The organism is Roseovarius spongiae (assembly GCF_003651245.1).
GTDB lineage: Bacteria > Pseudomonadota > Alphaproteobacteria > Rhodobacterales > Rhodobacteraceae > Roseovarius > Roseovarius spongiae.
Genome location: NZ_RAPE01000003.1, coordinates 348,838 through 374,946, shown reverse-complemented (window position 1 = coordinate 374,946; position 26,109 = coordinate 348,838). Strand labels below are relative to the sequence as shown.

Below are 26,109 nucleotides of genomic sequence, written 5' to 3'. Positions count from 1 at the left end.
GGCATGGCCCGCCTGCACGCCCGCGCCTTTGCCGGGCAGGGACGGGGCTGGCGCGAGGCCGAGTTCGCCGAGCTGATCGCATCGGACGCGGTGACATGGGCCGGCGACGCGCGGGCCTTCGGCCTATCGCGGTTGATCGCCGACGAGGCGGAGCTGCTGACGTTGGCGACTGATCCCGACCACCGCCGGCAGGGCCTGGCGCGGCAGGTGCTCGGGCGGCTGGAGGCATCGCTGCGCGCGCGTAGGGCCGCGCGCCATGTGCTGGAAGTGGCCGAGGACAACGGCGGAGCCCGCGCGCTCTACGCGGCGGCGGGATACGCGATCGTTGCGCGGCGCGCGGGGTATTACTTCCGCGGCGCGCGGCGCGTCGACGCGCTGGTTCTCGCCAAGACGCTGACCGGGCCGGGCGCGGCCTGACTGAAGGCGCGGCCGGATCGGTCCAGTTGCGCCGGGTTGTAGCGCCAGATCCTCGAATCGATCCCGCGCGGGCGCGCCCGGCGCCGCTGCGCGCTTGCCAAAACGGCGGGCATGGCGATAGTTGATATGATGTATATCTACCTGCCCATCGCCGAAGTTTCGGTCAACGCGATCCTCCTGTTGGGTCTGGGCGGGTTGGTGGGCGTCCTTTCGGGCATGTTCGGGGTCGGCGGCGGTTTCCTGATGACGCCGCTTCTGTTCTTCATCGGCATCCCCCCGGCCGTGGCGGTGGCGACCGGCGCGAACCAGATCGTCGCGTCGTCCTTCTCGGCGGTGCTGGCGCATTTCCGGCGGCGCGCCGTCGATCTTCGGATGGGGACGGTGCTGCTGCTCGGCGGGCTGCTCGGGGCGGCGCTGGGCGTGATGCTGTTCAACTATCTCAAGGAACTGGGACAGGTGGACCTTCTGGTGACGCTGTTCTACGTGGTGTTCCTCGGGATCGTCGGCGCGATGATGTTCGTCGAGAGCCTGCGCGCCATCCGCAGTTCACGGCGCGGCAGCGCGCCCGCGCGCAAGAAACACACCTGGATCCAGAAGCTTCCGCTGAAGATGCGGTTCCGCACCTCGGGCCTTTACATCAGCGTCATCCCGCCCGCGCTGGTCGGGCTCGCCGTCGGGGTGCTGGCGGCGATCATGGGCGTGGGCGGCGGGTTCATCATGGTGCCGGCGATGATCTACCTGCTGGGCATGCCGACCAAGGTGGTGGTGGGCACGTCGCTCTTCCAGATCATCTTCGTCGCCGGGTTCGCCACCATGCTGCACGCCGTCAGCAGCGGCATCGTCGACGTGGTGCTGGCGGTGCTGCTGATCGTCGGCGGGGTGGTCGGCGCGCAGTTCGGCACGGTGATCGGCAACCGGATGAAGGCGGAGCAATTGCGCATCCTGCTGGCGATCCTGGTGCTGGCGGTATGCTTCAAGCTGGGGCTCGACCTGCTGATCAGGCCGGCGGAGCTCTATTCCATCGGCGCGGCGGAAGGGATGTGATGCGGTTCCTCGCGCTGATCCTCGCGCTGCTGGTCGCGCCGCCGCTTGGCGCCGAGGAGGTCGTGCTGGGTCTCAGCAAGGACAGGATCGCGATCAATACGACATTCGACGGCTCGGACATACTGTTGTTCGGCGCGATCAAGCGCGAGACGCCGATTCCCGAAGGGGAACTGGGCGTGGTCGTCGCCGTCGCGGGCCCGTCCGAGCCGCTCGATGTGCGCCGCAAGGAGCGCCGGTTCGGCATCTGGGTCAATGTCGACGCGGTCGAGGTGGACAGCGCCCCGAGCTTCTACGCCGTCGCGACCAGCGGCGCGTGGAGCGAGGTGCTCTCGGAGGTCGAGGACCTGCGACACAAGATATCGATCCCGCGCGCGATCCGCTCGGTCGGGGCGCCGAGCGCCGTGAAGGACGCGCAGAGCTTTACCGACGCGGTGATCCGCATCCGCAAGGCGCAGGGCGCCTACAAGATCAACGAGGGCGCGGTCGAGTTGAGCGAACAGACGCTGTTCCAGACCTCGATCAGGCTGCCGGCGAACCTGACCGAAGGGGCCTACACGACGCGCATCTTCCTCACGCGCAAGGGGCAGGTCGTATCGCATTACGACACGGTGATCGACGTCGGCAAGGTGGGCATGGAGCGTTGGCTGTTCGACCTCTCGCGCGTGGATCCGATCCTCTACGGGTTCATGTCGCTCGCCATCGCGATCGCGGCGGGGTGGGGCGCCTCGGTCGCGTTCCGCGCGCTTCGGGCGGGCTGAGCGGGCGCTGCGCCCTAGGGTGACGCCGCGCGCGCCGGCCGGCGGGGGCCTTCGGCGAGGATACCTTCGGCGGGACGGGCGCCGCCTCAGCCGTCGTTCTGCGCCTCGAGCGTGAGCGGCGCGGGCGCTGCGCGCAGATCGTCCACGCGCAAGGCGTGTTCGGGTTTCGAGAGCCGGTTGCGCACCACCCAGTGCAGCCGTTCCTGCGCGCGGGTGATCGCCACGTAGGCAAGCCGTTTCCACAGCGGCTGACCCGCCTCGACGCGGCCCATGCGCGCGGCGACGAAGAGATCGGGCGCGAAGACCTGCACCGTTTCCCATTGCGAGCCCTGCGCCTTGTGGATCGTCACCGCCGCCCCGTGCAAAAAGGTGGCGCCCATGTTGGCGGCGAAGGGGATGAAGGGTTCCTCCTCGTCCGGTTTCTCGATCTTCACGATGCTGGCGGCGCTCACCTGCGGATCCTCGGCGCCCATGACGTGCAGACGGGAAAAGCCGGGCTTCTTGCCGGGCCCGAGATAGATCACCTGCGCGCCCTTGATGAGCCCGCGCGCCTCGAGGTCGAGCCGCTTCTTGCGGTGTTTGAGCGGCAACTCGATCCCGTCGCAGATCAGCGGCTCACCCTCCAGCAGCGCGGTTTCGGGGGCGCCGTGGACCTTGCGGAAGGCGTTGATGAGCCGGATACGCGTGGCGTTGCGCCAGACCAGCACGGGCGAGCGCGCCATCAGGTCGACCTCGACTCGCTCGGCCCATTGCACGCGGTCGTCCGCGCGCGCCTTGTCCTGCACCATCGCCTCGAAGTCGGAGAATTCCATCGCCGGATCGGCAAGCGCGTGGGCGAGATCGAGGATCGGGTTGTCGGCGTCCTGCCGATGGATCCGGTGCAGTTCGAGCTTGGCCGGGGCGGGCAGGGAGTCGAAGACCATGCCGCCCTCGCTCTTGACCGGGGGCAGCTGCGCGGGATCGCCGAACAGCAGCAGCGTCGGGAAGATCTCCCTGAGGTCGTCCAACTGGCGTTCGTCCAGCATGCTGGCCTCGTCCACGAACCCGATGTCGAGCGGTTCCTCCCGGCGTTTCCAGCCGGTGATGAAATCGCTGCCGCGCAGCCCCGCGGCGGCCAGCGCGCCGGGGATCGACTTGTTGGTCTGATAGAACGCGTGCGCCCGGTCGAGCGCGATCTCGGTCAGATCCTCGATCACCGGGCGGTCGCCGTTGCCGGCCAGCCATTCGGCGATCTTTTCGTATTCCGGGTCATAGACGGGCGTGTAGAGGATGCGGTGGATCGTCGTTGCGGGCACGCCGCGCATGCGCAGCACGCTCGCCGCCTTGTTGGTGGGGGCGAGGATCGCGAGGCTGCGCCGGTCGCGCCGTTTGCGGCTCTCATAGTCGCCCGAGACGATGTCGACGCCGGCCTCCTCCATCGCGTGGAACAGTTCGGCCAGCAGCAGCGTCTTGCCCGAGCCGGCCTTGCCGATCACGGCCATCACCGATTCGCGCCCCTCGCGCGGGGGCGAGAGCGCGCCGGCGTCGAGATCGACGCCCGCGCCGCGCAGCGCGTCGGCGATGCGGTCGTGGGCCTCGGCCTGGTCTTCGGAAAATGTCAGCGCGATCCGGGACATGGGGCGACCTTATCGTCGCCCCAGCCGGGGCGCCAGCGAAAGCGGCGCAGGGGCGAAACGCGCGCCAGTGAGCGGCGACACGCGTTTCGCAAACCGCGTCAGGCGGCGACGAGCGGACGTTCCTCGACGGTGGGAAGCGCGGCGCGGTGGAACCAGAGCGCGGAAATCTCGGGCGACACCCGCGCCCGGTGCGCGACCTTGGCCCGATCGGCGTCGGTCTGGATCCAGATCCCCGCGCTGATCCGGTCGCGTCCGCTTCCGATTGCGCCGATCACCTGCGGCGATGAGCCGATAAAGCGGTATATGCGTTCCATCCGCGCATCGAACACGCCGGTGTAACCGCTGAGCCCCATCCCGCGCAGCACCTCGCCGCCGCCCAGCATCAGCGCGGCGGCGACATGCGATTCCGCGCCGGGCGCGAGGCAGAAGCGCGTGCATTCCCAAAGTTGCGGATCACGCACCGGGCCGTCCGGCAGAAGATGCGCGAAATGGTCGTTCAGCATCGTGCGCCCGGTCGTGGGCAACAGGCGCATGGAGCCGCCATGCTGACCATCCGAACGCTGCCAAATCACGTAAAGCGGGTCGAGCGCGTCGTATTCGTCGCGTTCCTCCCCGGCGGCGTCGACGGAGACCTCCCAGCCGAGACGGCGTTTGAACTGGTCCGCGCGATCACGGAACATTCCGCGCGCCAGCACGGGAAAATGAGCCAGGTCGTGAGCGTAGATAAAGCGTAACATGTCTGTCCCCTCTGTAAATAGACGGTTCCAGACATAGTGCCTTCTTGGTTAATGATCTCTTTTCAGGCGGATTGTTGCGTCAAATTGACTGATCGTAGTCGCCGACCGACGGTTCGGTGCGGATCACCGCGTCGATATCGGCGAAAATGGCGCGCATCTCGGCTTCGCTCTCCCCGCTTTCACAGACGACGACGAGGTTGGGCGTGTTCGACGAGGCCCGGACGAGCCCCCAACTGCCGTTGTCTAGAATCACCCGCGCGCCGTTTACCGTGACCACCTGCTCGATCATGCGCCCCGCGATCGGTTCATTCGCTTCGTGCTTGGCGACAAGGCGCGCGACAAGCCGGTCAAGCACCTCGTATTTCTCGGTGTCCGCGCAATAGGGCGACATCGTCGGCGTGGCCCATGTGACCGGCAGCGCGCGGCGCAGGTCGGACATGGACTGGTCCGGGTGGCGGTCCATCAGCTTGCAGATCTCGACCGCCACGCGCAGCCCGCAGTCATAGCCGCGCCCCACCGGTTCAGCGAGAAAATAGTGCCCGGATTTTTCGAACCCCGCCAGCGCGCCCAGTTCCTTCACCCGGCGTTTCATGTGGCTGTGGCCGGTCTTCCAGTAGTCGGCCTTCGCCCCGTTGGCCTGCAATTCGGCGTCCGAGGCGAACAGGCCGGTGGATTTGACGTCCGCCACGAAGGTGGCGTTCGGGTGCAGGCGGCTGAGGTCGCGGGCGAGGATCACGCCCACCTTGTCAGCGAAGATTTCCTCGCCCTCGTCGTCCACCACGCCGCAGCGGTCGCCGTCGCCGTCGAAGCCGAGCGCCAGATCGGCGCCCGAGGCGCGCACGCAGGCGGCCATGTCGTGCAGCATCTCCATCGCCTCGGGGTTGGGATTGTAATGCGGGAAGGTGTAGTCGAGCGCGTTATGCAGCGGCACGACCTCGACGCCGAGGCGCGCAAAAAGCTCGGGCGCGAAGGCGGAGGCGGTGCCGTTGCCGGTGGCGCAGACGACCTTGAGCTTGCGGGTCATGCGGAAATCGCCCACGAGATCATCTAGATAGGCCCCGCCCACGCCGGGGACGAATTCATAGGCGCCGCCGGGATACGCCTGCCCGCGCCCTTCGAGCACGATGTCGCGCAATTCCGCCATTTCGTCGGGGCCGTGGGTCAGCGGGCGCTCGAACCCCATCTTCACCCCGGTCCAGCCGTTGGGGTTGTGCGAGGCGGTGACCATCGCCACGGCGGGCGCGTCGAGATGGAACTGCGCGAAATAGGCCATCGGCGACAGGGCCGGGCCGATGTCCTTCACGTGGATGCCGGCCTGCATCAGCCCGACGATGAGCGCATTCTTGATGCTCAGCGAATAGTCGCGGTAATCGTTGCCGACCGCGATCACGGGGTCGATCCCCCGCGCGCGCATCTGCGTGCCGAGCCCGAGACCAAGCGCGGTCATGCCGGGCAGGTTGATCTCGTCAGGGTATTTCCAGCGCGCGTCGTATTCGCGGAAACCGGTGGGCGCGATCATCGGGTCGCGCAGGAATTCCCAGGTGTTGGGGGTCACGGAAGGGGCGGGTTTCATCACCTGTGGCGTCCTTATATGTCTAGACAAATGGGATCGGATTTGGCGAGCCGGTCGAACCGCACGAGGCTCTCGATCAGCGCGCCCATGCGGTCCAGCGGAATCATGTTCGGCCCGTCCGAAGGCGCGGTGTCGGGTGCTTCGTGCGTCTCGATGAAGACCGCCGCGATGCCGAGCGAGACGGCGGCGCGCGCCATGACCGGCGCGAATTCGCGCTGCCCGCCGGATGAGCCGCCCATGCCGCCGGGTTGCTGCACCGAATGCGTGGCGTCCATCACCACCGGGTAGCCGGTCGCAGCCATCTGCGGCAGGGAGCGCATGTCCGCAACCAGCGTGTTGTAGCCAAACGACGTGCCGCGTTCGGTCAGCAGGATGCGACGATTGCCGGTCGCCTCGATCTTGGCCACCACGTTGGGCATGTCCCAGGGCGCGAGGAACTGGCCCTTCTTCACGTTGATCGCCGCACCCGTTTCGCCCGCCGCGATCAGAAGGTCGGTCTGGCGGCAGAGGAAGGCGGGGATTTGCAGCACGTCGCAGATTTCGGCCACGGGCGCGCACTGGTCGGGCAGGTGAACGTCCGTCAGAACCGGCACGTCGAGCGCGGCGCGCACCGCCTGCATGACCTTCAGCCCCTCGTCCACGCCCAGCCCGCGCTTGCCCGAAAGCGAGGTGCGGTTGGCCTTGTCGAAGGAGCCCTTGAAGATGAACTGCGCGCCGGCGGCGGTGCAGACCTCGCGCATGCGGCCCGCGATCATCTGCGCATGGTCCACGGATTCGAGTTGGCACGGACCCGCGATGACGGTCAGCGGCTGGTCGTTGCCGACGCCGAGGCCGGATATGTCCACGATAGTCATGTCAGGACGATACCTGTTCCCGCAGGATAGATGAAGTGAGCGAGATCATAAGATAAATCCCCGCGAAAATCAGGAATGCGAGGATCGTGTTCTCGAACGCGCGCGGGTAGGAGGGGTCCTCGGAGGGCACGGGGCGCACGCTCACCGTCAGGTAGCGAACCTGCTTGTTCGCCTCGATCTGGCTCTGGCGCTGATTCTCGAGCGCGGCCTGTAACACCAGGTCGGCGGTCGCGAGGTCGGCCTGCGCCATCTGGATGTCCGCCGTCTGCGACGCGAGCGAGCTTTGCCCCTCATGCGCCTCGGTGAGCCGCGCTCTCTGCTTGCTCAATTCGGCCTGGAGCACCTCGATTTCGCTGGTGAGGGCCTGTACCTTGGCGCGGTTGGGCCGCGCGTTGTTGTTCTGCGTCTGGAGCGCGAGCTGCTTTTCCTGGAGCTGCAATTCCACGTTGGCGATGAGCTGCCGGACATTGGCGATCTCGCCCTCCGGGTCGAGCACGCTGCTCTCCTGCAACGCGACCATGCGCTGCTGCGCGGCGCGGCGCTCGTTCTTGGCCTCTTCGAGGTTCTCGGTGGCGCTCAGCACCGCGTCCTGGCGCTTGCGCCGGCTCAGTTCGTCGACGCGCTCCTCGGCGTATTCGATCAGCTTCTCGGAAAAGACCGCGCTCAGCTCGGGGTCGGCGCTCGACACTTCCATGCGCAGCACGCCTTCGGTCGGGTCATAGCCGATCTTGACGAATTTCTTGTAGACCTTGAACGCTTCCTCGTTGCTCGCGTCCGGGCTGAGGCGCTGGATCGGGTCGATCCAGGGTTCGCTGAAATGGTTGCGGAACCCGACATCATCGTCAAGCCGCAGCATCGCGTCCTTGCTGAGCAGGTAGGATTGCGTGGCGATCGCGTCCTGCCCGGTGGCGAACTGGCTGGGGATGAGCCCGCGAAGCCCGCCGGCCCCGCCGCCCCCGCCGTCGGCCGACAGGATCAGGAATTCCGACTTGGTCGAATACATCGGCGTTGCAATGACATAGTAGTAATAGCCCGCCACCAGCGTCGGCAGCATGACAAAGGCCATGAGCCGCGAGAACAGCAGCATCAGCTTGCGCCGGCGGCGCTTGCCGATGTCGCGCTGGATGCGCATGATCTCTTCGCTGCGCCGGTCCGCGGGGCTGAGTTCGGTCGAGGGCAGCGTCTGCCTGCCCGCCGGCACGGTCTGGGGCAGTTGCACCATGGGCGCGGCCACCTCGCGGCCCTTGGCCGCCCTGGGCGCGCCGTCGGTCGTCACCAGCTCCAGGATCGTGCCGCGCTTGAACGGGTCGATCCCACGCTCGCGCAGCAGGCGCACCGCGTCGAAATCCGAGGTCGGCGCCAGACCGTGTTTCTGCGCCACGCGTCGCGCCATGCGCAATTGCCGCCCCGTCAGCCCCTCCTGGCGGATCTCATCGATGCTCTGGCCGGTGCTGACCTCCTGGGGCGAGGAAACCTCGCCTGTGCGGGCCTCCTCCGCTTCGGCGGCGCGCGGCGGGGCGGCGGGGCGGTTGGCGCCTTCGCGCGGCTCGGCGGCGCGCTCCTGTTGCTGTGCGCTGCTTGTCGCGCTCCGCTTTATGCGGAATTTCCTAACCTTGGGTTTCATAGTCATAAAGCTGCTTCGCCTCTTCCAAGGTATCGAACATGTAGAGCTGACCACCCATCAGCACGGCTGCGGAGGTCGCGAATTTCTCCAACGTCTTGGCCTGGTGCGAAACGATCACGACCGTGGTGGTGCGCAGCCGTTCCTTGAGGATTTCCCCCGCCTTGCGGTTGAATTCAACGTCGGTCGAATTCGGCATGCCCTCGTCGATCAGGTAGATGTCGAAATCGAGCGCCAGCATCAGCGAAAAGGTGAACCGCGCCTTCATGCCGGTGCTGTAAGTGCCCAGCGGTTGGTCGAAATATTCGCCGAGGTTGCACATCCAGCGGCAGAACGCCTCGACATAGTCGGGGTCGAGCCCGTAGAGCCGCGCAATGTAGCGGCTGTTCTCCATCGCGGAAATCTTGCTGATGACGCCGCCCATGAACCCGAGCGGAAAACTGATGCGGCAGCGGCGGCGGATCTCGCCCTCGTCGGGTTTCTCGAGGCCGGCCATCATGTTGATCAATGTCGTCTTGCCGGTGCCGTTGGGCGCAAGCACGCCCATGCTGCGGCCAAGCTCCACCCGGAACGACACCCGGTCGAGGATGACCTTGCGCTGGGTGCCCGTCCAGAAGGACTTGCTGACATTCTCAAATTCGAGCATCCATTCGCTCCGGCGCTGCTCTGCCCTCTTGGCGGGGCCTCGGGGTGGGACGTGCCACGATACCGTATTATGTCGGATAGTCGCCCTTATATACAGGCGAACAAGGCAGAATTATGCCTGTATCTGAAAAAACCCGAAGAATTGGCCGAAGAATTGATTGGGGACGCGCCGGTTCAGGCGATGACCTGCCAGGTCAGCCCCGCCGCGAGCGCGCCGAGAAAGGCGAATCCGATATAGGCGGCGAAGACGCGCGGCTTGACCAGCGCCCAGACGGCGATGGCCGCCGGGATGCAGCTGACCCCGCCCGCGATCATGAAGCTCATCGCGGCGCCGTCGCTCATTCCCTGCGCCAGCAGCGCGTCGACCAGCGGCACGGCGGCGTATCCGTTGAGATAGGCCGGCCCGCCGACGAGCGCGCCCAGCACGATCGGTCCAAGCCCGTCGCCGCCCAGCACGCGCGCGACCGCCTCGGCCGGGAGGTAATGCAGCATAAGCGCCTCGACCACATAGGCCAGCGCCAGCCATTTGAGCAGGAAGAGCGCGTTTTCCAGCGACGTGTCGCGGAAGGTCCGGCGGCGATCGGCCTGCGTCCAGAAGCGCCAGACCGGCGCGCCTTCGAACGGTTTGGCCGGGCCGCAGCAGCCGCCCGCGCGTTTGCGTTCGCGCAGCGGATCGGCGAAGAGCGGGCTGCGCGCGGCCAGCATCGTGGCGAAGCCGCCGAACATGCCGATGCCCACCGCCGCGACCGTCTTGGCGATGGCGAAGTCGAAGCCGAGCGTGCCGCTGGTGATCGCGAACATCGCGGGGTCCATCAGCGGCGAGGCCAGCCAGAAGGCCATGACCGCCCCGAGCGGCGCCCCGAGGGCGAGCATCGCGGCGATGAAGGGGATCACCTCGCAGCTACAGAACGGGGCCAGCCCGCCGATGGCGGCGGCGACGATCACCATGCGGACCTGGTTGCCCTCGAACGCGCGGGCCAGAAGACGCTCGGCTCCCGTCGCCTTGAGCCAGGCCACCGCCAGCACTGCGAAAGCGATGAAGGGCGCGGTATGCCAGAGCGCGCCGATGGCGAAGCTGACCGTCGGCCAGGCCTGCGGCGGATCGAGGAGCGCCACCAGCGCCACGATCGCGATGAGCGCGATCCACGCCTTGCCGGGGATCGCCCGGCGGGCGGGGGTTGCGGAGGGAGAGCAGCTGTCAGCCATGGTCGTGACCTCGGTGATCTTCGGGAACGTCGGCGCAGCATTCGCGCAGCAGGAAATCGGACAGGTGGCGCAGCTCGGTGTAGGCGACGGCGGCGCAGATGATGCTGCGCCCGCGCCGTTCCTGCCGCACGAGCCCCGCCTGCGAGAGGATCTTCATGTGATGGGTCAGGGTCGATCCCGCCACGCCGGCGCGCGCGCCCAGATCGCCGATGCTCAGCCCCTCGGGCCCGGCGCGCACCAGCGCGTTCAGCACCGCGAGGCGCTGCTCGCTGCCAAGGGCCGCGAAGGTCGACGCCACGCGGGCGAGTTCGGGAGGCTGGGGATTCGTCATTTTCATGATTCTAGAAATATAGAAGCGACGGGCGTGCCGCAACCCTTTATTTCGACGATCATGAAAATAATCGCGCCGCCTTGCGTGCGCCCCCGGTTTCACTTGCCGGTCAACTGCAATAGGTTGCGCGCGAATGGCGCGAAGGCCGAAACGATGTCCGATCTGAGCAACGAAATCACGGCGTGCCGCCTCTGCGCAGAGCGATTCGAGGCGACGGCGACGCAGCACAGCCCGCGCCCGGTGGTCTGGTTTCGCCCCGGCGCGCGGATCCTGGTCGCGGGTCAGGCGCCGGGCAAGCGGGTGCATGAATCCGGCGTGCCGTTCGACGATCCCTCGGGCGACCGGCTGCGCGAGTGGCTGGGGATCGATCGGGCGACGTTCTACGACCGGGACCGGGTGGCGATCGTGCCGATGGCGTTCTGCTTTCCGGGCTATGACGCCAAGGGCAGCGACCTGCCGCCCCCGGCGATCTGCCGGCAGACGTGGCACGCGCGGGTCATGGCCGAACTGTCGCAGCTTCGGCTGACCGTGCTGGTCGGCGGGTATGCGCAGAAATATCATCTCGGCAATCCGGGGCCGGTGACTGAAACGGTGCGCGACTGGCGCGCCCGCGCGCCGCAGGTTTTCGCGCTGCCGCATCCGTCATGGCGCAACACCGCCTGGCTGCAGAAGAACCCCTGGTTCGGCGAGGAGGTTCTGCCCGCGCTGCGCGCCCGGGTGAGAGAGGTCCTGACCGATGAATGACACGGCGCTTGACCGCGCGCACGCCGCGATGGAGGCCGACGCGGACTCGGACGCGCCGCGCATGGCGTTCTACGGGACGCTGGCGGAAACCGAGCTTCACCTGCTGCTCGAGTCCGAGCCCGAGGGCGACCGGCTGTCGCCCCAGGTGTTCGAGGTGGACGGCGCGCGTTATGCGCTGGCCTTTGACGCGGCCGAACGGCTTGCCGGGTTCGCGGAGGCCATCGCGCCCTACGCGGCGCTGCCCGGGCGGATGCTGGCCCGGATGCTGGGGCAGGCGGGGCTTGGCCTTGGGGTCAACCTGGGCGTCGCGCCCTCGTCGATCCTGATCCCGCCCGACGCGGTCGCGTGGCTGGCCGAAACGCTGGCGATCCCCGCGCCGGTCCGCGTCGACGCGCGCGCCGAGGCGCTGAGCGCGCCGGTCGCGCTGCCCGAGGCGCTGTTGCGCGCGCTGGACGCGAAACTGGCGCGCGCGGGCGGGCTGGCGAAGGCTGCGTGGCTCGTCGGACTGCGCGAGGCGGGGGGCAGGCAGGGGCATCTTCTGGTCTTCGTCGACGCCGCGCCGGGGGCGGACAACACCCTCGCGCGGGCGATCGCCGAGGCGCTGGTGTTCTCGCGCGCAGGGGCGGACGGGATCGACGTCGGTTTCGTCGCGTCGGGCGATCCGGTGACGGAGCGGCTGGCGCGGGTCGGGCTGCGTTTCGATCTGCCCGAGATCGCCGCCCCCACGACCCCCACGACGCCGGGGATGGACCCGGAGAAGCCGCCGATCCTGAAATAGGCGGCTCCTCCGTCCGTTTGGACGTTTTCGCCTCAGTAGCCGGTGTCGCGGTCCACGAGATGCAGGAAGGGTTCGCCCGCCTCGCCGCGGCGGATGTTCTCGGCGATGACGCGGCTGGCGGTCTTGGCCCTCGTTTCGGAGGCGATATGCGGGGTCACGGTGACATGCGGATGCGCCCAATAGGGATGCGTCAGCGGCAGCGGCTCAACGCGGAACACGTCAAGCGTCGCATGCCCGATCTGCCCGACGTTGAGCGCGGCGAGCAGCGCGTCGTCGTCGATCAGCGGCCCGCGCCCGGGGTTCAGCACGACCGCGCCGCGCGGCAGCAGCGCGAGCGTCTCGGCGTTCAGGATATTCTCGGTCTGCGGCGTGGCGGGCAGCAGCAGGATCAGGATCTGCGCGGTCGAGAGGGCGTCGCGCAGCCCGTCCTCGCCGTGCAGGCAGGTGACGCCCTCGACCGACTTCGCCGACCGGCTCCAGCCGGTGACCGGAAACCCGAGCCCCGCGATCGTCTGCGCGCAGGCGGCCCCCAGCGCCCCGAGCCCCAGCACCGTGACCGGCCGGTCGGCGGCGAGCGGGGGAATGTCCTGCGTCCATGCGCCGTTCAGCCCGTGAATATGCGCGTCCATCCCGAGGTGATGGCGCAGCGTGTGGCCGGCGACCCATTCGGTCATGCCTTGCGTCAGCCCTTCGTCGACCATCCGCGTCAACGGTTGGGTGAGCGTCGGATTGTTGACGATCCCCTCGACGCCGGCCCAGAGGTTCAGCACCGCCTTCGCGCGCGTGTAGGGGCTGAAATCCTGCACCGGGCCGTTGGGCGCGTTGACGATGTAATCGACCTCTTCGGGGGGCAGGTCGGTCGCGAGGCGGTAGTCGTCCACCCCGACCTCGGCAAGCGCCTCCTGCAATAGCGGCTCATAGGTGGGCCAGCGTTCCGGTTTGGCGGCGAAGAGGATGTTGACGGTCATGTGGGTTACCTTGGTCTGTGGACATGTGCGCTTTGGACCATGCCGAAGCCGAGCAGGAGGATCAACATCGCCGAGCCGCCATAGCTGACCAGCGGCAGCGGCACCCCGACCACGGGCGCAAGGCCCATGACCATCGACATGTTGACCGCGAAGAACAGGAAGAACGTCGCCGCGACGCCGAGCGTCAGGAGGGATGAGAACCGGTCGCGGTTCGACATGGCCGAGGCGATGCAGAACATGATGATGAGCGCGTAGAGCCCCAGCAATGAGATCGCCCCGATAAAGCCGAACTCCTCGGCCAGCGTGGTGAAGATGAAATCGGTGTGTTTCTCGGGCAGGAAGTTGAGCCGCGACTGCGTGCCCTGCATGAACCCGCGCCCGGTCCACCCGCCGGACCCGAGCGCGATCTTGGACTGGGTGATGTGATAGCCCGCGCCAAGCGGATCGGTCGAAGGGTCAAGGAACGTGTCGATCCGGCGGAACTGGTAATCGGCGAGCAGTTGCCAGTCGGTCCCGCGGCTCTTGAAGACGGCGGTGACGAGGCCGATCCCGGCGGCGGCGACCGCGGCGAAATAGGCCCAGTGCACCCCGGCGAGGAACATCACGATCCCGCCCGCCGCGATCAGCAGGATCGCGGTGCCGAGATCGGGCTGGGTCAGCACGAGATAGACCGGAACCATGATGAAGGCGAGCGGGATCAGCACCCAGATCGGTCGCGAGGTCCGCGCCAGCGGCAGCCAGTCGTAATAGGCTGCAAGCAGCATCACGAGGGTGATCTTCATCACCTCGGAGGGTTGCAGCCGCATCACCCCGAGGTCGATCCAGCGTTGCGCCCCCATGCCGACGCTGCCGAAGAGTTCAACAGCGACCAGCAGCGCCAGCGACACGAGGTAGGCAACCACCGAGATGTTGCGCCAGAACCAGATCGGCACCAGCCCGACGCCCAGCATCATCGCGAAACCGACGGCGAACCGTTTCATCTGCGGCTCGCTCCACGGCGTCATCGAGCCGCCGGCGACAGAGTAGAGCATGAGGAAGCCGATGCAGGCCACCGTCGCCAGCAACAGCGCCAGCGGCCAGTTGAGATAGAGGATCTTGCGCGGCCCGGTGGGCACCGACTTGACCGTGTATTCAAGGTAGCTCATGCGCGGTCGTCCAGTTTGCCCGAGCGGCTGAGCTGCTGTTCGCGCAGCTTCTTCTGCTGGGTCTGGATGCGCGGGCGGTCGCGTGCGGGATAGGCCTCGAGCGGGGGCGGCCCGCCGTAGAGCGCCTGCAACGTGATGTCGCGCGCGATGGGGGCGGCGACGGTCGATCCACCGCCGCCGTGCTCGACCACCACCGAGACGGCGACGCGGGGCGCGTCGGCGGGCGCGTAATCGACGAACAGCGCATGGTCGCGCCGCTCCCACGGCAGGTCGCTGTTGCGCACCACGCCGGCGGCGCGCTCGGCCGCGGTGATGTTGCGCACCTGGCTGGTGCCCGTCTTGCCGGCCATGCGGTAGCCGTCCTCGATGATGCGGCTGCGATAGGCGGTGCCGCGCCGGTTGTTGCTGACGGCGTACATCGCGCGGCGGATCTGGCGCAGGTTGTTCTCGTTCAGGCCGAGGTCGTCGCCGTGGCCGGTGGGCGCCTCGACCCCGTCGATGGATTTTATCAGGCGCGGCTTGACCTCGCGCCCGGTGGCGATCCGCGCCGCCATCACCGCAAGTTGCAGCGGCGAGGCGAGGGTAAAGCCCTGCCCGATGGCCGAGTTGACGCTGTCGCCGATCACCCATTCCTCACCGCGGGCCGCCCGTTTCCACGCCTTGGTGGGCATCAGCCCCTCCGAGACGCTGGACATCGCGATGTCGTGCTCCACGCCGAGGCCAAGCCGCTTGGCCATCGCGGTGATCTTTTCGATGCCGGTGCGCAGCGCCAGTTCGTAGTAATAGACGTCGCAGCTTTCGCGCAGGGAGCGCATGAGATCGACGTTGCCGTGCCCGGCGCGTTTCCAGCAGTGGAAGCGCCGCCCGCTCACCTCGAGGTGGCCGGGGCAGTAGACGGTGTCGTCGGGCAACACCTGCCCGTCCTCGAGCGCGGCGAGCGCGGTCACCATCTTGAAGGTCGAGCCGGGCGGATAGACGCCCTGCACCGCCTTGTTGGGCAGCGGGCGATACTTGTTGTCGAGCAGCGCGCGGTAATCCGCGACCGAGATGCCGCGCACGAACAGGTTGGAATCGAACCCCGGCGCCGACACGCTGGCGAGGATGTCGCCGGTCTGGCAGTCGAGCACCACCGCCGCCGCGCTTTCGCCGCTGAGGCGGGCGTGGACGTAGGATTGCAGCGCGCTGTCGGTGGCGATCTGGATGTCCTTGCCCGGCACGCCGGCGCGGCGGTCGAGTTCGCGCATGACGCGCCCGGCGGCGTTCTGTTCCACCCTCTTGGTCCCGGCCTTGCCGCGCAGCATCTCCTCGCGCTGTTTCTCGAGGCCCACCTTGCCGATCTGGAATCTGGGGATCAGCAGAAGCTGGTCGGGGGCGTCCATCTTCTCGAGGTCGTAATCGCTGACCGGGCCGACATAGCCGACGACATGGGCGTATTCCTCGTGCATCGGGTAGCGCCGCGACAGGCCCACCTCGGGGCGCACGCCGGGCAGGGCGGGGGCGTTGACGGCGACGCGGCTCAGTTCCTCCCATGATACGCGGTCGGCGATGGTGACCGGATGCAGACCCGAGCGGCGCATTTCCTCGCGCGCCTTTTCGACCTCGTCGGGGTCGAGATCGACGAGCCGGCCCAGCCGCGCGATCACGGCGTCGACGTCGCCGGCCTCGTCGCGCTCCATCATGATGCGGTAGGAGGGCACGTTCTCGGCCACGACGCGGCCATTGCGATCGTAGATCTGGCCGCGCGCGGGCGGGATCAGGCGGATCTTGATGCGGTTCTCGTCGGCGAGCAGCCGGAACTGGTCGGCCTGGTCGACCTGGAGATGCCGCATCCGCCAGGCCAGGAGCCCGAGGAACCCGGCCTGCCCGGCCCCGAGGATCAGCCCGCGGCGGTTGATCCGCTTGTGGCTGAGGATGGTGTCGCGTCCGGGGCGTTTCATGCGCGGCTCCTCAGGCTGTCGGCGTCGCCCGGCCTGATCTTGCGCACCCCGAAGAGCAGCGCCGAGGCGAGCACGGCCAGCGGGTAGGCAAGGATGGTGAAGAGCGCCTTCATCAGGCTGAGGCCGAGCGGCGCCTGCGGCACCATCAGCACCGCGAGGATCAGCCGTTCGCCCAGGGTCATGGCCACCAGCACGGTGGCGACCGTCAGCCATTCCGGCCCGAACCCGAGATCCCGCAGCCCCGGTGCCCGCGACTTGAGCGTTTCGGTCCCGATCAGCGCAAGCGCGGCCCAGAGGCCGGGCGGGCGCTGGAACAGCAGGTCGGCCATCAGCACCACCGCCGCGATCAGCAACGCCGGCGCGTATTCCGGGCGCCGCAGCACCCAGGCGCAGGCCAGCGCGAGAATCAGGTCCGGCCCCGCCCAGCCGCGCGGCATCGTATCGAGCGGCAGCAGCCGCCAGAAGATGACGACGCAGCACAGCGCGACGAAGAGCGCCCGCATGGCCCAGAGCCTCGCCTGTACGCGCTCAACCATTGCCGCCTTCCGTGTTCGCCGTCCCCGGCGCGCGCGGGCCGGGGGCGGGCAGGGCCGCCGGGGCGATCAGCGCACCGGGGGTGTCGATCCGCTCGGCGCCGCGATCGCGCAGCACCCGCAGGAACTCCAGCCGCTCGTAATCCGCAGCGAGGCGCAGCCGCGTGCGCCCGCCGGGATCGACCGCGACGTTGCCCACCAGCAGCCCGGCCGGAAAGACCCCGCCATCGCCGGAGGTGATGACACGATCGCCGGGCCGCACCTGCCCTGCGTCCTCGAGGAAATCGAGCACCGGCGCGGCGGTGTTGTCGCCCATGACCAGCGCGCGCTGGCCCGAGGGCTGCACGGTGACGGGGATGCGCGAGGACGTATCGGTCAGCAGCACCACGCGCGACGTGTTGTCCCCCACCCCCGAGATCCGCCCGACAAGCCCGAGCCCGTCCATCGCCGCCCAACCGTCGACGATGCCGTCGCGCGCGCCGACGTTCAGCACCACGGATTGCCGGAAGGGCGAGCCGCTGTCGGCGCTGACCACGCCGGTTACGTAGGTCAGCCGCGGGTCGAGCCGCACGTTGTTGAGATCGAGCAGGCGGGCGTTTTCCTGTTCCAGTTGCAGCGCCGCCTCTTTCCACGCGGTCATCTGCTGCAATTCGCGGCGCAGTTCCTGGTTCTGGTCATAGATGCGCGCGTAGCTCTGGAAATCGCGCACGATGTTGACGAATCCGGTGACCGGCGCGAAGGCCCAGTCGAAATTGGGCACCACCGTGTCGACCACCTGCGCGCGAAACCGTTCGACCCGCGGGCTGTCGATCCGCCACAGCAGGAACAGCCCCAGCAGACACAGGAGAAGAAGCCCCAGAAGCAATCGCTTCAGGGGACCGGTGAAATCGTCGCTCTGTGTCCTGTCTCTGGCCAACAGCCCCCCCCATCGGGCCCATGGAACGTGGCTTTGCGCCGCCCCTTCAGGATAGCATGGAACGGCGCGAATACAGCACCCCCGAGCGCACATTCCCGCGATTGGCGGCGGCGCGCCTAGCTGTCGTAGTCTATGGCGTGGCGCAGCTGTTTCTCGAATTCCAGCGCCTTGCCGGTGCCGAGCGCCACGCAGTTCAGGCTCTCGTCCGCGATGCTCACTGCAAGGCCGGTCTGTTCGCGCAGCGCGAGGTCGAGATCGCCCAGCAGCGCGCCGCCCCCGGTCAGCATCACGCCCCGATCGACGATGTCGGCGGCGAGGTCCGGCGGCGTCGCTTCGAGCGCGGTCATCACCGCCTCGCAGATTTGTTGCACGGGTTCGGCCAGCGCCTCGGCGATCTGCGCCTGGCTGACCTCGATTTCCTTGGGCACGCCGTTCAGCAGGTCGCGGCCGCGGATCTGCATGGACGAGCCGCGGCCGTCATCGGGCATGCGCGCGGTGCCGATCGAGGTCTTGATGCGCTCGGCCGTGGAATCCCCGACGAGAAGATTCTGCTGGCGGCGCAGGTAGTTGATGATCGCCTCGTCCATGCGGTCGCCGCCGACGCGGACCGAGCGGGCATAGACGATGTCGCCGAGGCTCAGCACCGCCACCTCGGTCGTGCCGCCGCCGATGTCGACGACCATGCTGCCGGTGGGGTCGGTGATCGGCATGCCCGCGCCGATGGCCGCCGCGATGGGTTCGGCGATCAGGCCGGCGCGGCGCGCGCCGGCCGAGAGCACCGACTGGCGAATCGCGCGTTTCTCCACCGGGGTGGCGCCGTGGGGCACGCAGACGATGATCTTGGGCTTGGAAAACGTGCTGCGCTTGTGCACCTTGCGGATGAAATGCTTGATCATCGCCTCGGCGGTGTCGAAATCCGCGATCACGCCTTCACGCATGGGCCGGATCGCCTGGATCGAACCGGGGGTGCGGCCCAGCATCAGCTTGGCGTCCTCGCCCACGGCCAGCACCTTTCGCACGCCGTCCTTGATGTGGTAGGCGACGACCGAGGGTTCCGACAGGATGACGCCGCGCCCCTTGACATAGACCAGCGTGTTCGCCGTGCCGAGGTCGATGGCCATGTCCGAGGTGAAGAGGCCGGGGATTCTGCTCAGTATCGACATGGCGGTCAGGGTTCCTGTCGTGAAACGCATTTGGGGCCCGCGAAACGCCTTGGCGGACCGCCGCCCTTATAGAGTGGGCGCCGGGGCGGATAAAGGGGCTGTTTTTATCGTGTAAGCATCAAACTGCCGGTGGGTCGCTTGAGGGCGCCGCGCGCGGGGGATAGAGCGGAAGGGCTGGCTGAAAGGGGGCCGCGCCCATGATCATCGTTGTCGGCCTGCTGCTGGCCTTCGTTCTGATCCTCGTGTTTTCCAACCGGCGCACGCGGTACTGCCGCTGGCGCGAGGACCGCACGCGTGACGAGGGCGGCGCGCGGTATTATCATTGCATGGCCTGCGGGGCCGAGACCTTCACCACCACCGGCAAACCGCCCCGCGATTGCCTGGCCGAAACATCGGGAAAGCGAGACCGCGATGAATGAACCTGCCGACGCCGACGCCCGCCGCGCGATCAAGCCGGTGATCTGCTACCCGAACGAGACGCTTCCCGTTCCCGATCTCGCGCTTTACGCGAGGGCGCGGGCCGGGGCTATGAAGGTTGGCGAGCGGCGCGTCGCGCCGCGGGATGCGGGCTGCTTTGGCGTGGAGGCGGGGCAGTTCTTTCGCATCACCAGCGTGGAGGGGCCGCAGGTGGGGGATCTGAACCTGTGGAACGCGCAGGACCTGGGCGAGCGGTTCTATTCCGGCAAGACCCGCGCGCTGCACGGCACGCATCTGAAGCGCGGCGAGCGGATGTGGTCGAGCCTTCCGCATCTGCGCCCGATGGCGACGGTGACGGAGGATACGCTTGGCTGGTACGGGTTCGACGCGTTCGGCGGCTCTGTGCATGACCTGATCGGCACGCGCTGCGATCCCTACACCGGCAACCTGCTGCGGGGCGCGCAGTATCACCATTGCTGCCATTCCAACCTGACCCGCGCGCTGGCCGACGAAACCGGCCTGCCGCTCTCCGCGGCGGAGGGACATGTGCATGACGTGCTCAACGTCTTCATGTGCACCGGGTTCACCCGCGACTCCGGGCAGTATTTCATGAAGGCGAGCCCGGTGCGCCCCGGCGACTACATCGAGTTCTTCGCCGAGATCGACCTGCTGGGCGCGCTCAGCGCCTGTCCCGGCGGGGATTGTTCGGCCGAGCACACCAGCGACGTGGCGGAATGCTATCCGCTGCTGGTCGAGGTGTTCGCGCCGCAGCCCGGTGCGCTGGACGGATGGCGCAGCCCGGCGCCCAACGCTTATGACCGCGGCCACGGGCGCGGTGGGTGAAAGGACACCGCCCTGCTATTACGCCCGAGACTGTGGATGATCGGTGACGAACTCGATGCTGAGGGACAGGCCATCGTCAGTCGAGTCCACCTCAAGCGTGGTGTCCAGTTCCGCGCTGAGCACCTGCGCGATCAGCAAGCCCAGCCCGCCGGTATCCGGTTCGGCCTGTTCGGGCAGCCCGACGCCGTTGTCGCTGCAGGTCACGCGCAGGCTGTTCGGCGCGCTTCCCGCAACGATCCGGATGTTGACTTCGCCGGGCCGATCATCGGGGAAGGCGTGTTTGAACGCGTTGGACACGAATTCGTTGATAAGCGTGCCAAGCGCGACGGCCTCGGTCGAAAGGACGGAGAAATCACCGACATCCGCCGAGACCGTCACGTTTTGCGGCGCGACCGCCGAAAGGTGGTCGGTCAACGCCGGCACGTATTGCCTGACGTTGATGACCGGGCCGCTATCCGTGCGATAGAGAAGCGCGTGCAGTTGCGCCACGGCCTCGATCCGCGAGGCGACGGAGGCAAGCGCCGACTGCGTTTCCTCGGATTTCGCGCGCCTCTTCTGGATGCCGACGAGCGAGCCGAGCGATTGCAGCGAATTCGTGACCCGGTGATCGACCTCCTGGCGCAGCAGAGTATTGGCCTTCAGGGCCTTGCGCATCTCAAGCTGCGCCACGACCTGTCGAGCCAATACGCGAAGCGTCTCGCGCTGGAGCGGCGTCAGGCTGCGTGGCTGGTAATCCAACACGCAGAGCGTGCCCAGCGGCAGCCCGTCCTCCGAGATGAGTTGCGCGCCGGCGTAGAACCGCAGCCCGGGTTCTCCGGTGCACAGCGGATTGTCGACCATGCGCGGATCCGCGAGCGTGTCGGGAATTTCGACGAATGCGTCTTCGAGAATGACATGCGAACAGATCGAGGTGTCGAGTGGCGTCTCGCGCACCCCGAGCCCGGTCTCGGCCTTGAACCATTGCCGGTCGGCGTCAATGAGATTGACCACCGATATCGGCGTGCCGCAAATCTGTGACGCCAGTGTCGCGATATCGTCGAAATCCGACTCGCGCGCAGTGTCGAGGATGTCGTAGCTCCGGAGCGCCCGGAGCCGTTCCTGCTGCATCGGGTGTTTCAGTGCTTCCACTTGCCGCCCTTCTCGTATCACCGCCGCTTTGGCGTCGATGCGCATTTTTCAGCTTTTGAATGATCGGTCAACGGCTACGTTGGCGCATATCGCACCGCAAGAAAAGGCCCCGGAGCGTTCCGGGGCCTTCATTCTGTCGCGTCGCCGAAACGGTCAGTGCGCCGGGTGCTTGTCCCATTCCTCCTGCTTGGGCAGGACTTCGAAGGTGTGCTCCGGCGGCGGGCTGGAAACCGTCCATTCCAGCGTGTCCGCGTATTCGTTCCAGTAGTTGTTCTCGGTGACCCTTGCCCCGCGGAACAGCGTGTAGAACACGATCCCGAAGAAGAACACGAAGCTGGCGAAGCTCAGGAACGCGCCGACCGACGACCACCAGTTCCAGAACGCGAACGCCTCGGGGTAGTCGATGTAGCGGCGCGGCATGCCCTGGCGGCCCAGGAAGTGCTGCGGGAAGAACGTCAGGTTCGCCCCGATGAACATCACCCAGAAATGCAGCTTGCCGGCCCATTCGGGATATTGCCGCCCGGTGATCTTGCCGATGTAGAAATAGACGCCGGCGAAGATCGCGAAGATAGCGCCGAGGCTCATCACGTAGTGGAAATGCGCCACGACGTAGTAGGTGTCGTGATACGCCCGGTCGAGCCCGGCCTGCGCCAGAACGACGCCGGTGACGCCGCCCACGGTGAAGAGGAACAGGAATCCGAACGCCCAGAGCATCGGCGTGCGGAACTCGATCGACCCGCTCCACATGGTCGCGATCCAGCTGAACACCTTCACGCCCGTGGGCACGGCGATCACCATCGTGGCCAGCATGAAGTAGCTCTGCTGGGTCAGCGACATCCCCACCGTATACATGTGGTGCGCCCAGACGATGAAGCCGAGCGCGCCGATCGCGATCAGCGCCCAGACCATCGGCAGGTAGCCGAAGATCGGCTTGCGCGCGAAGGTCGCGATCACGTGGCTGATGATGCCGAAGCCGGGCAGGATGATGATGTAAACTTCCGGGTGGCCGAAGAACCACAGGATGTGCTGATAGAGCACCGGGTCGCCCCCGCCGGCGGGATCGAAGAAGGTGGTGCCGAAGTTGCGGTCGGTCAGCAGCATGGTGATCGCCCCCGCCAGCACCGGCAGCGCCAGCAGGATCATCCATGCGGTGACGAAGATCGACCACGCGAACAGCGGCACCTTGAACAGCGTCATGCCCGGCGCGCGCATGTTGAGGAATGTCGTGATCATGTTGATCGATCCCAGGATCGAGCTGGCGCCCGAGACGTGCACCGCAAAGATCGCCAGGTCCATCGAGATCCCGGCCTCGGTCGTCGACAGCGGCGGGTAGAGCACCCAGCCCACGCCCGAGCCGGCCTGCGCGTTGCCGCCTGGCGCAAACAGCGAGGCGATCCCGAGCGACGTGCCGGCGACGTAGAGCCAGAAGCTGAGGTTGTTGAGCCGCGGGAACGCCATGTCCGGCGCGCCGAGTTGCAGCGGCATGATATAGTTGCCAAACCCCCCGAAGAGCGCCGGGATCACCACGAAGAACATCATCAGGATGCCGTGATAGGTGATCATCACGTTCCACAGGTGCCCGTTGGGCGTGCAGGGCGCGGCGCTGTCGGCGATGAAGCGCGCGCCTTCGAGGCACATGTACTGTACCCCCGGCTCCATCAGTTCGAGCCGCATGTAAACGGTGAACAACACCGAGATCAGCCCGACGAACGCCGAGACGACCAGGTAGAGAATGCCGATATCTTTGTGGTTCGTGGACATGAACCAGCGGGTGAAGAAACCACGCTCGTCATGGTGGTCATGGCCGTGAATGGCTGCGTCCGCCATAGGTGCCTCCCTGAAAACTACGTCCGGGGCCGCGAATGCCCACGGCACGCGCCCATACTCCACGAGGGTTTTAATCGGAGTGTCGAGCCTCGGCAATGTCATAGTCCGCGTTTCATGGATATTATTTGCCCCCCGCCTTGGAACGCGGCGGCCGCACACGGGATCGTGAACGAGCCAAAGACGAATTCTTCGGGGCGCGCGGAACGCGCCGGGCCGGACGGCGTTGCAGACCCAATGGCGACAGGGCAGGGCCGCATGACACCGGCCGCCCGAAGACGCCGCAACAACATGTAAGGAAACATTCAGAATGACACGTATGAAGACAACCCGCATCGGCGTCGCCGTTCTCGGCATCGCGACCCTCACGGCGCAAGGCGCATTCGCCATGGACGACGACATGAGCTGCGGCGATTTCATGAAGATGAGCGAAGCCGACCAGACCGCCTATGTCGGCGCCATGGCAGGCCCGGAAGCCGAGCGCGAAACCACCGAGGCCGAGGTGCAGGCCGAGACCACTGGCGACGCCACCGACATCGAAGGATCGGGCGGCCGCGAGAACGCCCAGGACGAGGCGCGCGGCGACGACGACATGATGATGAAGCGGATCGTCGAGAACTGTTCGTCCGACATGGACAAGATGGTCTCGGAAGTGGCCCATCACCCGACCGAAAAAACCGAGTGACGCCGGCCTGAAGGTTCGGAGATGATTATCGAGGCCCGGCGCGCGCGCCGGGCCTTTACGCGTCCGGGGCGCCGAATACGCCGTCGAAGGTGTCGCGCAGGGCGAGGTCGACATCGTCCATCGTCACCGGCAGGCCGAGATCGACGAGGCTGGTTACGCCGTGGCCGGTGATTCCGCACGGCACGATGCCGCTGAAATGCTCGAGGTCCGGCTCCACGTTGATGGAAATGCCGTGGAAGCTGACCCATTTGCGCAGGCGGATGCCGATCGCGGCGATCTTGTCCTCGGCCATGGCGCCGTCTGGGCCGCGCGGCCTGTCGGGGCGCTGCACCCAAACGCCGACGCGGCCCTCTCGCAGCTTCCCCCGGACGTTGAAGCGATCGAGCGCGGCGATCACCCAGCTTTCGAGCTGCTGCACGAATCGCCGCACGTCGCGCCCCCGCGCGCCCACGTCGAGCATGACGTAGACGACCCGCTGGCCCGGCCCGTGATAGGTGTATTGCCCGCCGCGCCGCGCCTCGTGCACCGGAAAGCGGTGCGGATCGGTCAGATCGGCCGGTCTGGCCGACGTTCCCGCGGTGTAGAGCGGCGGATGCTCGAGCAGCCAGATCATCTCGGGGGCGTCGCCTGACGCGACGCGTTCGGCGTGCTCTTCCATCGCGGCGACGGCGCGGGGATAGGGCGTCAACCCCTCGGAGCGGCGCCATTCCACACCGTTTTCATCAATTGCAAATGGCGTCGTGAACGGCAAGGCTCGACTCTATGCTATGGGAGGCGAAGAATGTGCTATACTGTCGGCGATGGATGCTGCACCTGACTAGGGGAGATGGAGAATGATTACAAAGAGATTTGTCATGAGCGCCGTGGCGGCCAGCATGTTCGCGCTGCCCGGCGCGCCGGCGAAGGCGGACTTCGCCGATGGTCTGGTCGGCGGTCTTGTCGGCGGCGCCGTGAGCGGGGTCATCGTGAACGAAAGCGCCAAGGCGCGTGAACGCAAGCGGGCGACGCGAAGAGCGACGCGCAAGACCTATCGCGCCCCGGTCAATTCGGTTGCCCGCCAGCAGGTGAGGGAAGAACAATCGGCGCTCAATTATTTCGGCTTTCCCGCGGGCGCGCCCGACGGAGTGCGCGGGCGCAACACGCGCAACGCGACATCCCAGTTCCAGGCCCATATGGGCTATCCGGTGACCGGCCGTCTGGCCGAGTACGAGCGCCAGTTCCTGATCAGCGCCTACTACCGCGCGCAAAGCAGCGGCGCGGCCACGGCGCAGCTGATCGCGCAGCGCGGGCAGGGCGCACGCGGGTTGCTGCACGCCTATCGCGATGAGGCGATGGGCGCGCCGCAGACCTATGCGGCCGCCCCTGCGCCCGCCCCGGCGGGACAATCGCCGGTCCTGGCGGCGATCCCGGAAGACGCGCAGGTCGAAAAGCCCAAGGCCGGGCTGGCGGCGTTGCCCAATCTCATGGCCGGGGGCGAGGAAGGCCCGTCGCTCGCCTCGCATTGCAACCAGATCAGCCTGCTGACGAATTCCAACGGCGGTTTCGTGACCGAAGCGTCGCTGACGGATGCGCGCTTTGCGTTGAACGAACAGTTCTGCCTGGCGCGGACCTATGCGATTGCCGAGGGCGAGAGCACGATCGCGAGCCTGCAGGGGGTGACCTCGGCGCAGATCGAGGAACAGTGCCGCGCCTTTGGCCCGGCGATGAACGATTACGTCGCGGCCCTGTCGCTCAGCCCCAAGGATGAAGTCGTCGGCGAGGTGCGCGATTTCGTGCTTCAATCGGGACAATCGCCCGCGCAGTTGGCGGGGACGGCCAAGATCTGTCTGTCGGTCGGATACCGGATCGACGACATGAACGTGGCGCTGGGCTCGGCTTTGTTGCTGACGGCGCTGGGAGAAGAGGTTTACGCGGAGTTGATCGGCCATCACCTGAACGAGGGCATCGGCACGACGCGACGCTCGGACCTGGCGCTGGCCTGGTACAAAGGTGCGATCGAAGCGGTCGAGCGGGGCGCCGAGCCGGTCTTCGCCCCCGGAAACACCGGCCGCACAAGCCTGATTCGCAAGGCGGCGTTCCCGTCGCAAGGCGCGAACGCCACGGATGATTCGGCAACGGTTCAGCCGGCCGCGACCCTGCCGACCTTCAAGCTCGAATAAGCGGGCCGCGGTTGGCGAGAGAAACCGAAGGGGCAATGGTTTTTGCCCCTTCACAAGTCCGGTCAGG

General features: G+C 67.1%; 26 protein-coding genes. 9 read left to right on the top strand and 17 right to left on the bottom strand.

Annotated elements, in window-relative coordinates; genetic code table 11:
* Positions 1-3 precede the first annotated feature (3 nt).
* The 3 genes from D6850_RS13070 (at position 4) to D6850_RS13060 (ending at position 2,219) form a co-directional block, all read left to right on the top strand.
* On the top strand, positions 4-417 hold the full coding sequence (locus D6850_RS13070; RefSeq protein ID WP_121167887.1) for a GNAT family N-acetyltransferase: 414 nt from the start codon (positions 4-6) through the stop codon (positions 415-417).
* Between the two features lie 129 nt (positions 418-546).
* Positions 547-1,461 (top strand): sulfite exporter TauE/SafE family protein, encoded by a 915-nt coding sequence (locus tag D6850_RS13065; protein ID WP_121167603.1) that lies wholly within the window; start codon positions 547-549, stop codon positions 1,459-1,461.
* Complete coding sequence (locus D6850_RS13060; RefSeq protein WP_121167601.1) at positions 1,461-2,219, top strand: TIGR02186 family protein; 759 nt, start codon at positions 1,461-1,463, stop codon at positions 2,217-2,219. Before D6850_RS13065 ends, D6850_RS13060 begins: the two co-directional genes overlap by 1 nt.
* 86 nt (positions 2,220-2,305) lie before the next feature.
* Here D6850_RS13060 and D6850_RS13055 read toward each other — a convergent pair whose 3' ends face one another.
* The 8 genes from D6850_RS13055 to D6850_RS13020 all read right to left on the bottom strand — a co-directional run bounded on the left by D6850_RS13055 (position 2,306) and on the right by D6850_RS13020 (position 10,808).
* On the bottom strand, positions 2,306-3,835 hold the full coding sequence (locus D6850_RS13055) for an ATP-dependent DNA helicase (protein WP_121167599.1): 1,530 nt from the start codon (positions 3,833-3,835) through the stop codon (positions 2,306-2,308).
* 98 nt (positions 3,836-3,933) lie between these two features.
* A complete protein-coding gene (locus tag D6850_RS13050; protein WP_121167597.1) occupies positions 3,934-4,572 on the bottom strand; it encodes an acyl-homoserine-lactone synthase in 639 nt (212 codons plus the stop codon).
* 79 nt (positions 4,573-4,651) lie between these two features.
* Positions 4,652-6,145, bottom strand: coding sequence for a phosphomannomutase/phosphoglucomutase (locus D6850_RS13045; protein WP_121167595.1), 1,494 nt, complete (start codon positions 6,143-6,145; stop codon positions 4,652-4,654).
* A gap of 14 nt (positions 6,146-6,159) precedes the next feature.
* Positions 6,160-6,999 (bottom strand): 3-deoxy-8-phosphooctulonate synthase, encoded by an 840-nt coding sequence (gene kdsA / locus D6850_RS13040; protein ID WP_121167592.1) that lies wholly within the window; start codon positions 6,997-6,999, stop codon positions 6,160-6,162.
* A gap of 1 nt (position 7,000) precedes the next feature.
* Complete coding sequence (locus D6850_RS13035; RefSeq protein WP_121167590.1) at positions 7,001-8,629, bottom strand: KpsE/RkpR family capsule polysaccharide export protein; 1,629 nt, start codon at positions 8,627-8,629, stop codon at positions 7,001-7,003.
* Positions 8,607-9,266: an ABC transporter ATP-binding protein gene (locus D6850_RS13030; RefSeq protein ID WP_121167588.1), complete on the bottom strand. Its 660-nt coding sequence runs from the start codon at positions 9,264-9,266 to the stop codon at positions 8,607-8,609. Before D6850_RS13030 ends, D6850_RS13035 begins: the two co-directional genes overlap by 23 nt.
* Positions 9,267-9,439: 173 nt before the next feature.
* Positions 9,440-10,471 carry a permease gene (locus D6850_RS13025; RefSeq protein ID WP_121167586.1) on the bottom strand — a complete coding sequence of 344 codons (1,032 nt, stop codon included), beginning with the start codon at positions 10,469-10,471 and terminating at the stop codon, positions 9,440-9,442.
* The gene (locus D6850_RS13020; RefSeq protein ID WP_121167584.1) at positions 10,464-10,808 is read right to left on the bottom strand and encodes an ArsR/SmtB family transcription factor; all 345 of its coding nucleotides are present in this window, start codon (positions 10,806-10,808) and stop codon (positions 10,464-10,466) included. Before D6850_RS13020 ends, D6850_RS13025 begins: the two co-directional genes overlap by 8 nt.
* 147 nt (positions 10,809-10,955) lie before the next feature.
* On the opposite strand from D6850_RS13020, the gene D6850_RS13015 reads away from it, so the two are divergent.
* Together D6850_RS13015 and D6850_RS13010 are read left to right on the top strand one after the other, a co-directional pair.
* The gene (locus tag D6850_RS13015) at positions 10,956-11,546 is read left to right on the top strand and encodes a uracil-DNA glycosylase family protein (RefSeq protein WP_121167885.1); all 591 of its coding nucleotides are present in this window, start codon (positions 10,956-10,958) and stop codon (positions 11,544-11,546) included.
* Positions 11,539-12,324, top strand: coding sequence for an SseB family protein (locus D6850_RS13010; protein WP_121167582.1), 786 nt, complete (start codon positions 11,539-11,541; stop codon positions 12,322-12,324). The genes D6850_RS13015 and D6850_RS13010 overlap by 8 nt, the downstream gene beginning before the upstream one ends.
* A 32-nt stretch (positions 12,325-12,356) precedes the next feature.
* Here the strand turns inward: D6850_RS13010 and D6850_RS13005 are convergent, their stop codons facing one another.
* The 6 genes from D6850_RS13005 to D6850_RS12980 all read right to left on the bottom strand — a co-directional run bounded on the left by D6850_RS13005 (position 12,357) and on the right by D6850_RS12980 (position 18,986).
* On the bottom strand, positions 12,357-13,292 hold the full coding sequence (locus tag D6850_RS13005) for a 2-hydroxyacid dehydrogenase (protein WP_121167580.1): 936 nt from the start codon (positions 13,290-13,292) through the stop codon (positions 12,357-12,359).
* Between the two features lie 5 nt (positions 13,293-13,297).
* The gene (rodA, locus tag D6850_RS13000) at positions 13,298-14,437 is read right to left on the bottom strand and encodes a rod shape-determining protein RodA (protein ID WP_121167578.1); all 1,140 of its coding nucleotides are present in this window, start codon (positions 14,435-14,437) and stop codon (positions 13,298-13,300) included.
* Positions 14,434-16,374, bottom strand: coding sequence for a penicillin-binding protein 2 (gene mrdA / locus D6850_RS12995; protein ID WP_121167576.1), 1,941 nt, complete (start codon positions 16,372-16,374; stop codon positions 14,434-14,436). The genes rodA and mrdA overlap by 4 nt, the downstream gene beginning before the upstream one ends.
* The gene (locus tag D6850_RS12990) at positions 16,371-16,910 is read right to left on the bottom strand and encodes a rod shape-determining protein MreD (RefSeq protein WP_121167574.1); all 540 of its coding nucleotides are present in this window, start codon (positions 16,908-16,910) and stop codon (positions 16,371-16,373) included. Before D6850_RS12990 ends, mrdA begins: the two co-directional genes overlap by 4 nt.
* Positions 16,903-17,823 carry a rod shape-determining protein MreC gene (gene mreC / locus D6850_RS12985; protein WP_121167572.1) on the bottom strand — a complete coding sequence of 307 codons (921 nt, stop codon included), beginning with the start codon at positions 17,821-17,823 and terminating at the stop codon, positions 16,903-16,905. The genes D6850_RS12990 and mreC overlap by 8 nt, the downstream gene beginning before the upstream one ends.
* A 116-nt stretch (positions 17,824-17,939) precedes the next feature.
* Positions 17,940-18,986, bottom strand: a complete 1,047-nt coding sequence (locus D6850_RS12980; protein ID WP_121167570.1) for a rod shape-determining protein — start codon at positions 18,984-18,986, stop codon at positions 17,940-17,942.
* A gap of 197 nt (positions 18,987-19,183) precedes the next feature.
* Here D6850_RS12980 and D6850_RS12975 point away from each other — a divergent pair, with 197 nt between their 5' ends.
* Both D6850_RS12975 and D6850_RS12970 read left to right on the top strand, forming a co-directional pair.
* Positions 19,184-19,405, top strand: coding sequence for a hypothetical protein (locus tag D6850_RS12975; protein ID WP_121167568.1), 222 nt, complete (start codon positions 19,184-19,186; stop codon positions 19,403-19,405).
* Entirely contained in the window at positions 19,398-20,246 is an 849-nt protein-coding gene (locus D6850_RS12970; RefSeq protein WP_121167566.1) for an urea carboxylase-associated family protein, read from the top strand. The genes D6850_RS12975 and D6850_RS12970 overlap by 8 nt, the downstream gene beginning before the upstream one ends.
* An 18-nt stretch (positions 20,247-20,264) precedes the next feature.
* Here the strand turns inward: D6850_RS12970 and D6850_RS12965 are convergent, their stop codons facing one another.
* Both D6850_RS12965 and ctaD read right to left on the bottom strand, forming a co-directional pair.
* Positions 20,265-21,419, bottom strand: a complete 1,155-nt coding sequence (locus D6850_RS12965; protein ID WP_121167564.1) for a sensor histidine kinase — start codon at positions 21,417-21,419, stop codon at positions 20,265-20,267.
* A gap of 108 nt (positions 21,420-21,527) precedes the next feature.
* Positions 21,528-23,201 carry a cytochrome c oxidase subunit I gene (gene ctaD, locus D6850_RS12960; protein ID WP_121167562.1) on the bottom strand — a complete coding sequence of 558 codons (1,674 nt, stop codon included), beginning with the start codon at positions 23,199-23,201 and terminating at the stop codon, positions 21,528-21,530.
* A 307-nt stretch (positions 23,202-23,508) separates the two neighbouring features.
* Between ctaD and D6850_RS12955 the strand changes: the two genes are divergently transcribed.
* Entirely contained in the window at positions 23,509-23,883 is a 375-nt protein-coding gene (locus tag D6850_RS12955) for a hypothetical protein (RefSeq protein WP_147438905.1), read from the top strand.
* A 55-nt stretch (positions 23,884-23,938) separates the two neighbouring features.
* On the opposite strand, the gene lipB is transcribed toward D6850_RS12955, so the two are convergent.
* Complete coding sequence (lipB, locus tag D6850_RS12950) at positions 23,939-24,634, bottom strand: lipoyl(octanoyl) transferase LipB (RefSeq protein ID WP_281272588.1); 696 nt, start codon at positions 24,632-24,634, stop codon at positions 23,939-23,941.
* A gap of 103 nt (positions 24,635-24,737) precedes the next feature.
* Between lipB and D6850_RS12945 the strand changes: the two genes are divergently transcribed.
* Entirely contained in the window at positions 24,738-26,042 is a 1,305-nt protein-coding gene (locus D6850_RS12945) for a peptidoglycan-binding domain-containing protein (RefSeq protein ID WP_245964179.1), read from the top strand.
* Positions 26,043-26,109 lie beyond the last annotated feature (67 nt).

What these genes read in the sequence shown, in the direction of transcription:
- D6850_RS13035 (WP_121167590.1), bottom strand. Translation starts at nt 8,629, where the DNA reads ATGACTATGAAACCCAAGGTTAGGAAATTCCGCATAAAGCGGAGCGCG.
- D6850_RS13050 (WP_121167597.1), bottom strand. Translation starts at nt 4,572, where the DNA reads ATGTTACGCTTTATCTACGCTCACGACCTGGCTCATTTTCCCGTGCTG.
- D6850_RS13070 (WP_121167887.1), top strand. Translation starts at nt 4, where the DNA reads ATGGCCCGCCTGCACGCCCGCGCCTTTGCCGGGCAGGGACGGGGCTGG.
- D6850_RS13065 (WP_121167603.1), top strand. Translation starts at nt 547, where the DNA reads ATGTATATCTACCTGCCCATCGCCGAAGTTTCGGTCAACGCGATCCTC.
- D6850_RS13030 (WP_121167588.1), bottom strand. Translation starts at nt 9,266, where the DNA reads ATGCTCGAATTTGAGAATGTCAGCAAGTCCTTCTGGACGGGCACCCAG.
- rodA (WP_121167578.1), bottom strand. Translation starts at nt 14,437, where the DNA reads ATGAGCTACCTTGAATACACGGTCAAGTCGGTGCCCACCGGGCCGCGC.
- D6850_RS12975 (WP_121167568.1), top strand. Translation starts at nt 19,184, where the DNA reads ATGATCATCGTTGTCGGCCTGCTGCTGGCCTTCGTTCTGATCCTCGTG.
- D6850_RS13005 (WP_121167580.1), bottom strand. Translation starts at nt 13,292, where the DNA reads ATGACCGTCAACATCCTCTTCGCCGCCAAACCGGAACGCTGGCCCACC.
- mrdA (WP_121167576.1), bottom strand. Translation starts at nt 16,374, where the DNA reads ATGAAACGCCCCGGACGCGACACCATCCTCAGCCACAAGCGGATCAAC.
- D6850_RS13055 (WP_121167599.1), bottom strand. Translation starts at nt 3,835, where the DNA reads ATGTCCCGGATCGCGCTGACATTTTCCGAAGACCAGGCCGAGGCCCAC.
- D6850_RS13045 (WP_121167595.1), bottom strand. Translation starts at nt 6,145, where the DNA reads ATGAAACCCGCCCCTTCCGTGACCCCCAACACCTGGGAATTCCTGCGC.
- D6850_RS13020 (WP_121167584.1), bottom strand. Translation starts at nt 10,808, where the DNA reads ATGAAAATGACGAATCCCCAGCCTCCCGAACTCGCCCGCGTGGCGTCG.
- D6850_RS13060 (WP_121167601.1), top strand. Translation starts at nt 1,461, where the DNA reads ATGCGGTTCCTCGCGCTGATCCTCGCGCTGCTGGTCGCGCCGCCGCTT.
- D6850_RS12945 (WP_245964179.1), top strand. Translation starts at nt 24,738, where the DNA reads ATGAGCGCCGTGGCGGCCAGCATGTTCGCGCTGCCCGGCGCGCCGGCG.
- D6850_RS13015 (WP_121167885.1), top strand. Translation starts at nt 10,956, where the DNA reads ATGTCCGATCTGAGCAACGAAATCACGGCGTGCCGCCTCTGCGCAGAG.
- D6850_RS12955 (WP_147438905.1), top strand. Translation starts at nt 23,509, where the DNA reads ATGACACGTATGAAGACAACCCGCATCGGCGTCGCCGTTCTCGGCATC.
- D6850_RS12970 (WP_121167566.1), top strand. Translation starts at nt 19,398, where the DNA reads ATGAATGAACCTGCCGACGCCGACGCCCGCCGCGCGATCAAGCCGGTG.
- D6850_RS13010 (WP_121167582.1), top strand. Translation starts at nt 11,539, where the DNA reads ATGAATGACACGGCGCTTGACCGCGCGCACGCCGCGATGGAGGCCGAC.
- kdsA (WP_121167592.1), bottom strand. Translation starts at nt 6,999, where the DNA reads ATGACTATCGTGGACATATCCGGCCTCGGCGTCGGCAACGACCAGCCG.
- D6850_RS13025 (WP_121167586.1), bottom strand. Translation starts at nt 10,471, where the DNA reads ATGGCTGACAGCTGCTCTCCCTCCGCAACCCCCGCCCGCCGGGCGATC.
- D6850_RS12990 (WP_121167574.1), bottom strand. Translation starts at nt 16,910, where the DNA reads ATGGTTGAGCGCGTACAGGCGAGGCTCTGGGCCATGCGGGCGCTCTTC.
- ctaD (WP_121167562.1), bottom strand. Translation starts at nt 23,201, where the DNA reads ATGGCGGACGCAGCCATTCACGGCCATGACCACCATGACGAGCGTGGT.
- D6850_RS12965 (WP_121167564.1), bottom strand. Translation starts at nt 21,419, where the DNA reads ATGCGCATCGACGCCAAAGCGGCGGTGATACGAGAAGGGCGGCAAGTG.
- D6850_RS12980 (WP_121167570.1), bottom strand. Translation starts at nt 18,986, where the DNA reads ATGTCGATACTGAGCAGAATCCCCGGCCTCTTCACCTCGGACATGGCC.